At 61.6% G+C, this 12340-nt stretch carries 11 protein-coding genes; 4 read left to right on the top strand and 7 right to left on the bottom strand.

Annotated features, from left to right (window positions below; all coding sequences use genetic code 11):
- Positions 1–9: 9 nt before the first annotated feature.
- The 3 genes from ggt to SR908_RS02415 form a co-directional block, all read right to left on the bottom strand.
- Positions 10–1740: a gamma-glutamyltransferase gene (gene ggt / locus SR908_RS02425; protein WP_246924661.1), complete on the bottom strand. Its 1731-nt coding sequence runs from the start codon at positions 1738–1740 to the stop codon at positions 10–12.
- 147 nt (positions 1741–1887) lie between these two features.
- Positions 1888–2844 carry an aldo/keto reductase gene (locus SR908_RS02420; RefSeq protein ID WP_246924659.1) on the bottom strand — a complete coding sequence of 319 codons (957 nt, stop codon included), beginning with the start codon at positions 2842–2844 and terminating at the stop codon, positions 1888–1890.
- Complete coding sequence (locus SR908_RS02415; protein ID WP_246924656.1) at positions 2828–4162, bottom strand: NTP/NDP exchange transporter; 1335 nt, start codon at positions 4160–4162, stop codon at positions 2828–2830. Before SR908_RS02415 ends, SR908_RS02420 begins: the two co-directional genes overlap by 17 nt.
- Before the next feature lie 266 nt (positions 4163–4428).
- On the opposite strand from SR908_RS02415, the gene rpe reads away from it, so the two are divergent.
- Both rpe and SR908_RS02405 read left to right on the top strand, forming a co-directional pair.
- Positions 4429–5115, top strand: a complete 687-nt coding sequence (gene rpe / locus SR908_RS02410) for a ribulose-phosphate 3-epimerase (RefSeq protein ID WP_246924653.1) — start codon at positions 4429–4431, stop codon at positions 5113–5115.
- A 12-nt stretch (positions 5116–5127) separates the two neighbouring features.
- Positions 5128–5427, top strand: coding sequence for a GIY-YIG nuclease family protein (locus tag SR908_RS02405; RefSeq protein WP_246924650.1), 300 nt, complete (start codon positions 5128–5130; stop codon positions 5425–5427).
- 7 nt (positions 5428–5434) lie between these two features.
- On the opposite strand, the gene SR908_RS02400 is transcribed toward SR908_RS02405, so the two are convergent.
- Together SR908_RS02400 and SR908_RS02395 are read right to left on the bottom strand one after the other, a co-directional pair.
- Positions 5435–7084 carry a dihydroxyacetone kinase subunit DhaK gene (locus SR908_RS02400; RefSeq protein WP_246924637.1) on the bottom strand — a complete coding sequence of 550 codons (1650 nt, stop codon included), beginning with the start codon at positions 7082–7084 and terminating at the stop codon, positions 5435–5437.
- A 55-nt stretch (positions 7085–7139) separates the two neighbouring features.
- On the bottom strand, positions 7140–8438 hold the full coding sequence (locus tag SR908_RS02395) for an NAD(P)/FAD-dependent oxidoreductase (RefSeq protein ID WP_097023036.1): 1299 nt from the start codon (positions 8436–8438) through the stop codon (positions 7140–7142).
- 263 nt (positions 8439–8701) lie between these two features.
- Here SR908_RS02395 and SR908_RS02390 point away from each other — a divergent pair, with 263 nt between their 5' ends.
- Both SR908_RS02390 and trpE read left to right on the top strand, forming a co-directional pair.
- Positions 8702–9373 carry a phosphoglycolate phosphatase gene (locus SR908_RS02390; RefSeq protein ID WP_246924624.1) on the top strand — a complete coding sequence of 224 codons (672 nt, stop codon included), beginning with the start codon at positions 8702–8704 and terminating at the stop codon, positions 9371–9373.
- A gap of 227 nt (positions 9374–9600) precedes the next feature.
- Positions 9601–11088 carry an anthranilate synthase component I gene (trpE, locus tag SR908_RS02385; protein WP_246924831.1) on the top strand — a complete coding sequence of 496 codons (1488 nt, stop codon included), beginning with the start codon at positions 9601–9603 and terminating at the stop codon, positions 11086–11088.
- Between the two features lie 71 nt (positions 11089–11159).
- On the opposite strand, the gene SR908_RS02380 is transcribed toward trpE, so the two are convergent.
- Positions 11160–11303, bottom strand: coding sequence for a hypothetical protein (locus SR908_RS02380; RefSeq protein ID WP_179703058.1), 144 nt, complete (start codon positions 11301–11303; stop codon positions 11160–11162).
- A 149-nt stretch (positions 11304–11452) separates the two neighbouring features.
- Positions 11453–11905 carry a DUF2501 domain-containing protein gene (locus SR908_RS02375; RefSeq protein WP_246924622.1) on the bottom strand — a complete coding sequence of 151 codons (453 nt, stop codon included), beginning with the start codon at positions 11903–11905 and terminating at the stop codon, positions 11453–11455.
- Positions 11906–12340: the final 435 nt, after the last annotated feature.

Raw genomic sequence — 12340 nt, 5'->3', positions numbered from 1 at the left:
ACCTAGCACTCAAAGCCCTAGTGCGGAAGACGTCGAGCGACGCGGGTCGGCACCGCCGTAAAAGCGACCGTCCTCGATCAGAACGGACTGCGCGGCCCCCATGGCGTCTTGTTGTGACACCGTGTGCCCCATGGATTCGAGCAGGCCGATGGTGTCTGGGCTGATGCCTTCCTCGATGCGGATCTCGTCGGGCAGCCACTGGTGATGAATGCGCGGCACGCTCACGGCACTTTGCACGTTCATGTCATGATCGATGACATTCATGACCACCTGCAGCGTCGTGGTGATGATCCGAGACCCTCCGGGACTGCCGGTGATCAGGAAGTTCTTGCCATCCTTCTTGACGATGGTCGGCGTCATCGATGACAGCATGCGCTTGTGGGGTTCTATCTTATTGGCCTCGCCACCGATCAACCCGTAGGCATTGGGTGTGCCCGGCTTGGCGGAGAAGTCGTCCATTTCATTGTTGAGCAAAAAGCCTGCGCCGTCGACGACGATGCCCGAGCCGTAGCTGAAGTTGAGGGTATAGGTGTTGGAGACGGCGAGGCCGTTATCGTCGGCGATCGAGAAATGCGTGGTTTCATTGGATTCATAAGGCAGAGGGTCGCCTGCTTCGATACTGTCGCTTGGCGTGGCGCGACCCAGGTCGATTTGCTCGCGCAGCTCATCGGCGTAAGCCTTGGAGGTGATGCCCTCGAGCGGGACATCGACGAAATCGGTATCGCCTAGATACTCGGCGCGGTCGGCATAGGCGCGCTGCATGGCCTCGCTCATCACGTGCAGCGTACGAGCCGAATTGAATCCCATCTCGCCGATCTCGTAACCCTCTAGAATGTTCAGCATCTGCACGATATGCGCGCCGCCGCTGGAAGGCGGGCTCATGGCATAGACGTCGTAGCCGCGATAGGTGCCATGCACGGGATCGCGAAGCGTAGGTTGGTAGGCTGCCAGATCCTCGGCGGTCATGAGCCCGTCGTGTTTTTCCATTTCGGCGGCGATGAGCTCGGCGGTCTTGCCTTCATAGAACTCGCGCGGGCCATGGGCAGCGATGCGCTTGAGCGTCGCCGCGAGATCCGGCTGGCGGAACGTTTCGCCGGCGGTATAAAGGCTGCCATCTTCTTTATAGAAGACCGCGCGCGAGGCATCCCATTGGCTCAGGCGTTCGCGTGCGTCGCGCAAGCCATTGGCGAAACGCGGCGGTATCTCGAAGCCTTCTTCGGCGAGTCGAATGGCGGGTGCCAAGGCATCGGCGAGGCTCAGAGTGCCGTATTTCTCTAGTGCCATGGCCAGGCCGGCGACGGTTCCCGGGACGCCGGAGGCGTTGTGGGTAAAACGGGACAGCTCGGTTACCGCCTCGCCTTGATCGTTCTGGAACATCGTTTCATAGGCCGCGCCTGGCGCCTTTTCGCGATAATCGATGGCGATGACCTCGTCGTTTCTCTCATCGGAAATCAGCATGAAACCGCCACCGCCGATATTGCCGGAGCGCGGCTGCGTGACGGCCAGCGCAAAGCCTGCAGTCACCGCCGCGTCGACCGCATTGCCGCCGTCTTGCATGACGTCGCGCGCGATCTTCGAGGCCAGGTAATGACTGGTAGCCGCCATGCCGTGTTGGCCTTCCTGAGGGTGGAAGCGCTCGCCTTCGAGGATCGCCTGCTGAGCGCTGGCGGCAAGCGGCAGGGTGGCGAGTAATGCGCCCAGTGCCAGACGTCGTCCATGGCGCAAGGTAAGTCGAATCATGCCGGGCCTCTCGAGAGTGGGGCGGCAATGCGGCGCCGCGTTTTTATGAGGGATTGCTTTTACTATCGAAGGCGTCGCCTGAATATGCAAGGAGGGCGCGGCCTCTCTCAAGATGACGGGCAGCATGCCATGCTGTATGGCGTCGGTTCACAGTGAGCGCACCAGTGACGCCATGCGCTCGCGTTGGCCAGCATCCGGGAGTGGGCCATGGGCAGCACCGATATTGTCCGTTGCGTGCTCCGGATCGCTCGTCGCCGGGATGGCGCAGGTCACCGCCGGGTGACTGACGATGAACTTGAGGAACAGTTGCGCCCAGCTCTCGATGCCGAGTTCCTTGGTCCATTCGGGCAGTGACTTGCCTTTGACCCGACCGAATAGCGATCCTCTCTCGAACGGCTCATTGATCAGAGTCGCTACACCGTTATTGGCGGCGGCCGGCAGCAGACGCTTCTCCGCATGGCGGGTCATGATGTTGTAGTTGAACTGGACGAAATCGATCGGCTCGCGTTCGACGATTCGGGTCAGGCGTTCGTGACTCGACGCGGTGTAATGGGTGACGCCGATGTAGCGGATCCGGCCTTCGTCCCGCCAGGCCTTGAGGGTATCGAGCTGGGTCTGGAGATCAAGAAGGTTATGAACCTGGACCAGATCGAGGCGACCGCCACCCATGTGCTCACGCGAGGCCTCCAACTCCTCGATTCCGGCCTCCCTGCCGTGTGTCCACACCTTGGTCGCCATGAACAGGTCGTCGGCGATATCGAGCCGCTCCGCGAGCCGGCCGACAACGGTTTCAGCCCGACCGTACATCGGTGAGCTGTCGACGAGCCGACCACCGCCGTCATAGAAATTTTGCAGGACCTGTTCCAGCGGCCGCATCGCAGCGGCGTTATCGGGATCGACATTGAAGGTGCGTGCGGTGCCAAGACCAATGACCGGAATGCGCTGTCCGGAAGCCGGGATTTCACGGACGTTCAGCGTGTCCGGTGCGGCGCGCAGTGCTGTCGGTCCAAGCGCGGCCAATAGGCCCGCGCCCGCGGACAACTGGAGGAATGTGCGGCGCGATATGGGACCGCGCCTGCCGGGAAAATTATTGTCGTCGATCATCGGATTCCCCTGCCGCCGTCAAGGCGGACGTTGCAGTGTCGTTAGCCTGCGCCTGACGCGATACGCCAAGGCGATAGCCGATAACCGCCCAAACCACCGCCAGTGGAACGGCTACGACCGAGATGCCGCTGATACCCAATCCAAGGCCCGTCAATCCGGTATAGACCCAACCCGCGATGGCGTCACCCCCGCGATAGACCACGGTATCGATGAAGTTCTTCGACTTGTACTTCTTGAACCGGGGCACGACCGTGAACAGCATCTCCCGGCCCGGTTTCGCCAGTGCATAGTTACCGGCGCGCCGGAGTACCTGGACCGCAGCGATACTGAGTAGCACGGGGGTCGCGACCAACACCAAAAAGCCCGCAGCGACGAGCAGCGGCACGAATGCCAGCGCACGGCCGAGGCCAAAGTACTGAACGACCCGTGCGGTGAGAAACAGCTGGATACCGACGGTGAGCGTGTTGGTGAGCAGGTCGATGGCTGCGAACACCGAGGTCCGATCGCCACTGTCATCGATGGCATTGCTGATGATATCGGCCTGGATGAAGTACAGGAACGTGGCCAGCGTCGTGTATAGCCAGATGAACAGGCAGATTCCGAGCAGATAACGCGACTGCAGGACCGCCTGTACTCCCTCAAACAGCGTACCGCCGAGCGGCTGGTTCGTGGTGCTGTGCTCGTTACTGCGGCTGGACCAACGTTCGAGCACCCACATGCACGGCAGGGTGCAGGCGAGGATCACGGCGGCGATGGGCAACAGGCTTGCCGGCTCGAGTTGCTGGGCCAGCACGCCGGTGATCGCCGGGCCGCCGATCGCACCGGCGCTCCCGCCGGCGGCGATGGCACCGAACAGGCGCGTCGCCTGGCGATCCGTAAACACATCGGTCAGGAAGCTCCAGAAGACCGATACGACGAACAGGTTGAACACCGACAGCCAGACGAAAAAGCCGCGTGCTGCCCAGACCATCTGTATGTCGACGCGCAACCACAGCCAGAACAGTGCGATGCAGGCGATGAAAATGCCATAGACGGCGGGGATCAGGCGCGTACGACGGAAGCGCGTGGCCAGCGTGGCGAACACCGGTACGGCTAGAAGCATGGCAAAAAACGTGGCGGTAAATAGCCACTGCATGTTCTCCACGCCGCCGCGCACGCCCATCTCGTCGCGTACTGGTCGCAGGATGTAGTAGCTGGATAACAGGCAGAAGAAATAGGCCGCGGCGCTTAGCAGGCCGGGTAATTCGCTGCGCCTGACGTTGACGGCACGCGAAAGGAACGGCACTTGGTCATCGCCACTCGGCGGATTCGACACCATGGAACCTCCGGGACCGTCACGGCCCAAGGCGGATCCCGCGCGACGGCGGGCCATTTGGAGAACGAACCAATATTTCTACGCTACCCTCAGGGGGTAGTCGCTGCAACTATGCTGGACAGGCGCATTCCGTTGTCCGAATGCATACCGGGTACCGTGCCTGAATATGCAAGACGGCTTTGATCGAGCTCACTCCTGAGCCTGTTTTTCCGCCTGGCATTCGCTAGAATGAAGCCCTCATTTCCAGCCGAACGCACCTTATATTGCTTATGCCCGACTTCAAGATTGCGCCTTCGATTCTGTCCGCCGATTTCGCTCGTCTGGGTCAGGAGACGGAGGATGTGTTGGCATCCGGCGCGGATATCGTGCATTTCGATGTCATGGACAATCATTACGTTCCCAACCTCACCATCGGTCCGATGGTGTGCAAGGCTCTGCGTGACCATGGCATTACCGCGCCCATCGATGCGCATTTGATGGTCAAGCCGGTGGATCGCCTGATCGGAGATTTCATCGAGGCAGGCGCGAGTTACATCACCTTTCACCCCGAGGCCAGCGAACACATCGACCGCTCCTTGCAGTTGATCCGCGATGGTGGCTGCAAGGCTGGCCTGGTCTTCAATCCCGCCACGCCGCTGCATTACCTCGACTACGTCATGGACAAGCTCGACATGGTGCTGCTGATGAGCGTCAATCCCGGCTTCGGCGGCCAATCTTTCATTCCTGGCACGCTCGATAAGCTGCGCGAGGTGCGCCAGCGTATCGATGCCAGCGGTCGCGATATCCGCCTGGAGGTCGATGGTGGCGTCAAGGCCGAGAATATCGCTGAAATCGCGCGGGCTGGTGCGGACACCTTCGTCGCCGGGTCGGCGATTTTCAAGGCACGTGACGAGGCGGACCCGCACCGTTATGACAGCGTCATGCGGACCTTCCGTGACGCCTTGGCGCAGCGTTGAGTCAGGTGATTCATGGCCGATAACGAGCGTACCGCACGATCGCAGGCCTGGTATCTCTACCTGGTCGAAACGTCGGCAGGGGCGCTTTATACCGGGGTGACGACCGATGTGGCGCGGCGTTTCCGCGAGCATCGCGACGGCAAGCGCGGCGCACGAGCCTTGCGCGGCAAAGGCCCGTTGATCTTGCGTCATTCGGAATACGTGGGCAGCCATGGCGAGGCATTGCGCCAAGAAGCCGCCCTCAAGAAGCTCAGTCCCGCCGCCAAGCGTGCCTGGTTGGCGGCACGTGGGGGCGGGGCGTCGTCGTCATAGGTCGTCGTTATAGGCAGCGGGCCAGTGTTTCGAAGACCCGCGCGACTGCTTCTGCGCCAGGGTCGACGACGCCTTCCAATGCACTGTCGGGTACATAGGCGGCACGTCCGGCTCGGGCGTGGGAGAGGGTGGCCGTATGCGTGGCACCCTGGCGTGCTGCTTGGGCCGCTTCGGTGAGCGTGGCGTCTTTTTGTAGCGTTTGAAGAGCGGGGATCAAGGCGTCAAGCAGGGTGCGGTCGCCGAGCCGGGCGCCGCCATAAGTCTGCATGCGCTCGACCCCTTGCCAAAGACTGTCGACCAGGCCGCGTTGCTCGAGGGCAGTCGCCGTGGCAGTAAACAGGATTGACAGCAGTACCCCGCTCGAGCCGCCCATCCCGGTGGCCAGGCATTGCCCCAAGCCTGCGAATAACCGCTCGGGGTGTGCGGTATCCAGGCGGCCGGCCGTCAACGCCTGCTCGATGGCATCGGCGCCCTCCACCAAGCTGCTGCCGGCATCGCCGTCGCCGCTCTGGGCATCGAGCCCATCGAGATCGTCACGTGCATCGCGTAAAACACTGAGCACCTGAGTGAGCGCCGCCGCAATGTGCGTCGCTTGGGGTGCGTTGTCTTGCAGTGCGCCGTTGCGGGCGGCGAGGTTGGGTGTGAAGGTGTCCGGCTGGCGCACGTTCCTGACGCCGGGCCAGGCGGGTGCATCGGTAGGCGCCTGCAAGGCTTTACGCATGGTGGCGTCGGCGGCCATCAGCGTTACCGAGAAACCGTGCATATCCAGCGAGGTCATCAAAGGCGCGGGGCCGATGAGCTGAGTCATGCGCGCCGCACCCAGGTGGTCGATCAAGCTGCCGGTAAGCACGCCCATCTCCTGGGTCGAACAGCCGCCGAGGTTGTTAAGCAGGGCGATCCAGCTGTCGGTGTGGCCGCGTTCATCTAGGGCGGCTGTGAGGGGCGTGACGACGTGGCTCATGGCGTCGCGTGCGCTATCCGGCACGATATGCTGGGCGCCCGGCTCGTTGTGGATACCTAGCCCTAGTTCCGGGCTTCGGTCGGGACGCGCTTGGCCCGGCAGGGTGGCTGGCGTGAGCGCCATGCCCATCGAGGCCATACGCTCGCATGCGTGTTGAGCAAGGGCTTGAATATCGTCCAGTGAGTCTTGCTGTTGCGCGTGATAGCCAGCGATCTTGTGGATCAGCACGGTACCGGCTAGGCCACGTGGCTGTGGCGTATCGGGCAGGGAGATATCGTCGGCGACGATGACCATGGCGACCTTGAGGCCTTCACGACGCGCCTGCTCGGCGGCCAATCCGAAGTTGAGCCGGTCCCCGGTATAGTTCTTGACGACCAGTAAGCAGCCGGCCGACCCGCAGACTTCGCGAATGGCAGCGAGTACGGCGTCCATGCTGGGGGAGGCGAACAGGCTGCCGGAAATCACCCCGGTCAGCATGCCCTCGCCGATGAAGCCGGCATGCGCGGGCTCGTGTCCTGCGCCGCCACCGGATAGCACTGCGACTTGTTGCTGGCCGCGCGTGTCGCGGTCCCAGTCGCGACGAATCAGGATGCGTACGCCGCTTTGGGGTTCGGCGATACGCAAGGGAGCAAGGTGGCCGGTGGCGTAGAGAACGTCGGCGACGACGCGTGAGGCGTCATTGAAAAAATGTTGCATGAACGGGCTCCATGATCGAGCGGTGCGGTGTCTCGATCATGGTGGCCCGGCTAGATTAGTGCAACTTCATGCGTGGACGCAGGTAGCGATTGAGGCCATCGACGACGATGGTCATGCTGGTTTTGACCACGCCATGAATGGCCATCTGATGCATGCGATAGAGCGAGGCATAGAACAGCTTGGCCAGGCGCCCCTCGATGAACAGGCTGCGTGCCGAAGTGCCTCGCATCAGGCTGCCCACGGCTTCGAAGTGGGCCAGCGAGATAAGCGAGCCACGGTCGCGAAACACGAAGGGTTTGAGGGGCTTGTCGTCCATGGCGGCGCGCAGGTTGTGATACAGCAGGGTGGCCTGCTGGTGGGCCGCTTGAGCGCGCGGCGGTACGCGGGTGTCGTCGGGCTGGGGACAGGAGGCGCAATCACCGAAGGCGAAGATGCGCTCGTCGTCGAGGCTCTGCAGGGTCTGGTTTACCTTGAGCTGATGGTTGCGCTCGGTGGCAAGGCCCAGTTCGGATAGAAATGCCGGTGCGCGAATCCCCGCCGCCCAGACGTTCAGGTCGGTGGCGATGCGCGTCTCGTCGGCGGTAATGAAGCCGTGTTCATCGGCGCAGGTCACGCGGGTGTCGACGTGGATCTGCACGCCGAGCTTTTCCAGTTCCTTATGCACGGCCTGGCTGATGCGTTCGGGTAGCGCTGGCAGAATGCGTGGCGCCGCCTCGATCAGATGGATCTCCAGCTTGCCGCTGTCCATGGCGGTGAAGCCGTAGCTGTGCAGCATCTTGGAAGCACCGATCAACTCCGCTGCGAGTTCGACCCCGGTGGCGCCAGCCCCTACGAGTCCCACACTCAACTTGGGGTGGGTTCGGCGTTCAGGGTCGCTGTAACGCAGGAAGGTGTTGAGCATGTGCTGGCGGAAGTTTTCGGCCTGCTCGGGGCTGTCGATGAAGTGGCTATGCTTGGCGACGCCGGGGGTGCCGAAGTCGTTGGAGACACTGCCCAGCGCCATGACCAGATAATCGTATTCGATCGTGCGGGCAGGGAGGATCACGACGCCGTCGTCGTCGATGATCGGCGCCAGGGTAATGGTGCGGTTGTCACGGTCGAGATTGCTCAGTGTGCCGCGCTGGAAGCGGTAGCCATGCGCCTTGGAATGGCCTTGATAGGAGACTTCGTCGAGGCTGGAGTCGAGCACGCCCGTGGCTACTTCGTGCAGCAGGGGCTTCCAGATATGGGTCGAGTTGCGGTCGACGAGCACGATCTCGGCGCGTTGGCGCTTGCCGAGCTTGCGTCCCAGGCGGGTAACCAGTTCGAGGCCGCCGGCGCCGCCACCGACCACCACGATGCGGGGTGTGGACATACTGACTCCTGGAGAAAACATGGAAAAGGTTCGAAAAAAGGGTCGCCAGGGTCGGGCATCGCAGCGGAATGACAAGGGCACGAGACGCACGATAGTGAGCTGTGCGTCGTGACGAATGGGCGCTGGCGCCTGGTGTCGGCGACGTCTGCGTATAGAATAACGCCGTTCGCGTACCAAGAACACCGTGAGGCAGGCGCACCACTGCGTTTTTGCGTAATATTACATGCATCATGGCAGGCGCTTTCTGGTTCAAGGAGACAATCATGCCGTCCCGCGCGATACATCCCGCCCTTGAGGGTATTCAGCTCGTGGTCTTCGATCTCGACGGCACCCTGATCGATTCCGTGCCGGATCTAGCGGCGGCGGTCGATAGTGCGCTTCGCGACATGGCGCTGCCCGAGGTTGGCGAGGCGGCGGCGCGTGACTGGGTGGGTAACGGCTCGCGCAAGCTGGTCGAGCGTGCCTTGCAGGCCGTTGGTGCGCAGGATAGGAATCTCGATGGGGCGCATGACATCTTTTTGCATCATTACCGCCTGGCGCCGTGTCGTGCCACCCGGGTGTATCCTGGCGTTCGCGATGCGCTCGAAGCGCTTGCTGCGCGCGGTGTGGCATTGGGGTTAATCACCAACAAGCCGACAGCGTTCATCGCTCCTATTCTGGCATGTCTGGACCTTGAGCATTACTTTGCGCTGACCCTGGGCGGCGATGCTTTGTCCACCAGGAAACCCGATCCGGCCCCGCTGCTGCATCTGGCGGAGCGCCTTGAGGTCGCGCCGAGCGCGTGTTTGATGGTGGGAGATTCGCGGCACGACGTGGAAGCCGGTCGGCGAGCGGGTTTTCGTACATTGGCGGTGCCATATGGGTATAATCACGGCGAGCCGGTGTCCGCGAGCGAGCCGGATGTCATGGTTGAATCGCTGGGGGAACTCGTTTAGTGTTTTTCGATGCTAGCGTCTATTACGCTAAGCCTTTGATAATCATCTGCTATAACGGATAGCGTTTCATGGATCTGGATGCCTCCTCATTCCGTAGCGCCCACGCGTTGATGCGCGCAGTCAAACGCTGGCGATGGTGATGCTCGCCGACGCGTCCGAGTGTCGGCCCCATGCGGAAGTGCGAATTCGTCACGACGTAGACTCTCACCAAAGGAATGCAGGGCATGATGACCCCCGAACGCTTCACCGAGCTGGCGCAGGCCGGCTATAACCGTATTCCCGTGACCCGCGAAGTGCTTGCGGATCTCGACACGCCGCTCTCCACCTATCTCAAGCTGGCCGATGCGCCCTGGACCTTCCTGCTCGAATCAGTGCAGGGCGGCGAGAAATGGGGTCGCTATTCGATCATCGGCTTGCCGAGTCGCGAGCGCATCGAAGTGCGCGGCCAGGTGGTACGTCATATTGCTGACGGCGAAGTGCTCGGCGCCACCGAGGTCGAAGACCCGCTGGCATGGATCGAGCAGTTCCAGGCGCGCTTCAAGGTGCCGCAGGTCGACGACCAGCCCCGTTTCGATGGCGGTTTGGTCGGGTATTTCGGTCATGACACTATCCGTTATATCGAACCGCGCCTGCGGGGCGTGGAAAAGCCCGATCCCATCGGGGTGCCGGACATCCTGCTGATGGTCTGCGACGAGCTGGTGGTTTTCGATAACCTTTCCGGACGTCTGACGCTGTGGACGCATGCCGACCCCGACATGACGGATGCCTATCCGCGGGCCTTGGAGCGTCTCGAAGCGCTGGAAATGAAGCTGCGCAGCGCCACGCTCAACACCGTTAGCCCCGGCACCGGCGGGCCGGCGGTGGAGGAGGGGCACTTTACCTCCGGGTTTACCGAGGCCGGCTTCAAGGACGCGGTCGAGCAGATCAAGGAGTACGTGTTGGCCGGCGACGTCATGCAGTGCGTGCCGTCGCAACGCATGACGATCCCGTATCGCGCAGCGCCGTTGGACCTGTATCGCGCGCTACGTAGCCTCAATCCGTCGCCCTACATGTTCTTCTTCAACCTGGACGATCATCATGTGGTCGGGTCGTCTCCGGAAATCCTCACGCGTCTGGAAGACGGCGAGGTCACGGTGCGTCCCATTGCGGGCACGCGGGTGCGTGGCCAAAGCGAGGCAGAAGACAAGGCGCTCGAGGCCGAACTGCTTGCCGACCCCAAGGAGATCGCCGAGCATTTGATGCTGATCGATCTGGGCCGCAACGACATCGGGCGCATCAGTGAAACTGGGTCGGTCGAGGTCACCGATAACATGGCCATCGAGCGTTACTCACACGTCATGCATATCGTCTCCCACGTGACCGGTAAGCTGAAGCCCGGGATGTCGGCACTCGACGTGCTGCGCGCCACCTTCCCCGCCGGCACGCTCTCCGGGGCGCCCAAGTTCCGCGCTTTACAGATTCTCGACGAGCTCGAGCCGGTCAAGCGCGGCGTCTACGGCGGCGCGGTCGGCTATCTTTCCTGGCACGGCAACATGGATACCGCCATTGCCATTCGCACGGCGGTCATCAAGGATGGCCAGCTGCATGTGCAGGCGGGCGCGGGCATCGTCGCCGACTCGGTACCCGAGCAGGAATGGCAGGAAACGCTCAATAAAGGCCGCGCTTTGTTTCGCGCGGTGGCGATGGCCGAGCGGGGCCTCGACAATCTCGGTTGATGTGGCTCTAGGGCCACACGTATGCGGGGAGGACGGCGCTGCGTGATGACGTAGCGCCGTGCAAGACACGCCTAGCGAGACGACGAGTCGTTGGACGATTTCTTGCGGCGGTTCTGATACTTTTCGGCCATCTGCTTGGCCGTTTGCTTTGCCTTTTCGCGGTTCTCGGGCTTACGGAACCAGTTGGCAATGGCTGCGCCTATCATGCGTTTCATCGGTGCCTCCTGCGGATACGGTATGCCTCTAAGCATAGACATGGCGTCGTCGCGCGGCGAGATCAAGTGCCAGTCGTGACCGTGCCGTCAATGCTCGGCACGGCACGTTTTACGCGCAGTGGCATCAATAGTAGGGCCGTTTGGGGGCGTTAGCCTCCAACAAAAGACGTGGCCTGATCGGCAACCATCCCGCAGGCTTTCTCGCCGACCTTGTCGCCGAGGGATGTCAGATTGAATTCCTGATCCTCGCCCTGAAGGATACCGCTCAAGCCTTGCTGGTAGTCGCTGTCATCGGTGGGTTCGGAATTTACACCCAACTGCTCCATGACCTGGTCCTTCGCGATATCGGCAGTACTGCCGAGATAGCCGTTATCTTGGCAATAGCTGATTACGCCCGTGAGATTGGTAAGGCTTCCGGGATTGAAGGAGCCGCTGGATAGCGTGCTCAACAGGCTGGCGCTTCCATTGCCTCCCCCTCCATCGCCGGACATCATGTCTGCTGCCTCATCTTTCATGCTGTCGAGAGAAAAAGCCTGCGCCTGCCCAATAGATATGAGGCCGAGCAAACCGGCGAGGGCAAAGCTTTTAAAACGTGTATCCATACAATCGTATCCATGTCAGTAAAGAGCGGTCTCCTACATATGAAGCACGTAGGGACGGTCTTGTGACCAGCTGTCTACAGCGATGTTCCTGCTGGAAGATCATTCCGCGCACGGGAATGTGCGTGCCGGCGGGTGAGTAGGTGTGATAGACAGAGGTTCGTGTGGTAGTGGAAAGGACGTGGCTTCGATCTGGCGTTTTCAGACGTCGAGCGTGGCTGCGAGCGCTTGACATGGCCCGTGACGCGCGAGCAGTATTAAGGCTATGAATATACTAGATCTGACATTCGGTCCCATGAAGTGGTGGCGCTCCTGAGCGAGGGGCGGCACGCTTGCGACTGAACAAAATGCCGCCGTCAGGGCGGCATTTTTGTGTCTATCGCTCCCTGCACGGCTGGCATACCTAGAGAGGCCGACTCGGGTAAGATTGTGAGTAAC

The organism is Chromohalobacter canadensis, from assembly GCF_034479555.1.
Lineage (GTDB): Bacteria > Pseudomonadota > Gammaproteobacteria > Pseudomonadales > Halomonadaceae > Chromohalobacter > Chromohalobacter canadensis.
Note: the sequence above shows the minus strand (reverse complement) of the source record. Positions and strands in the feature narration are given on the sequence as shown.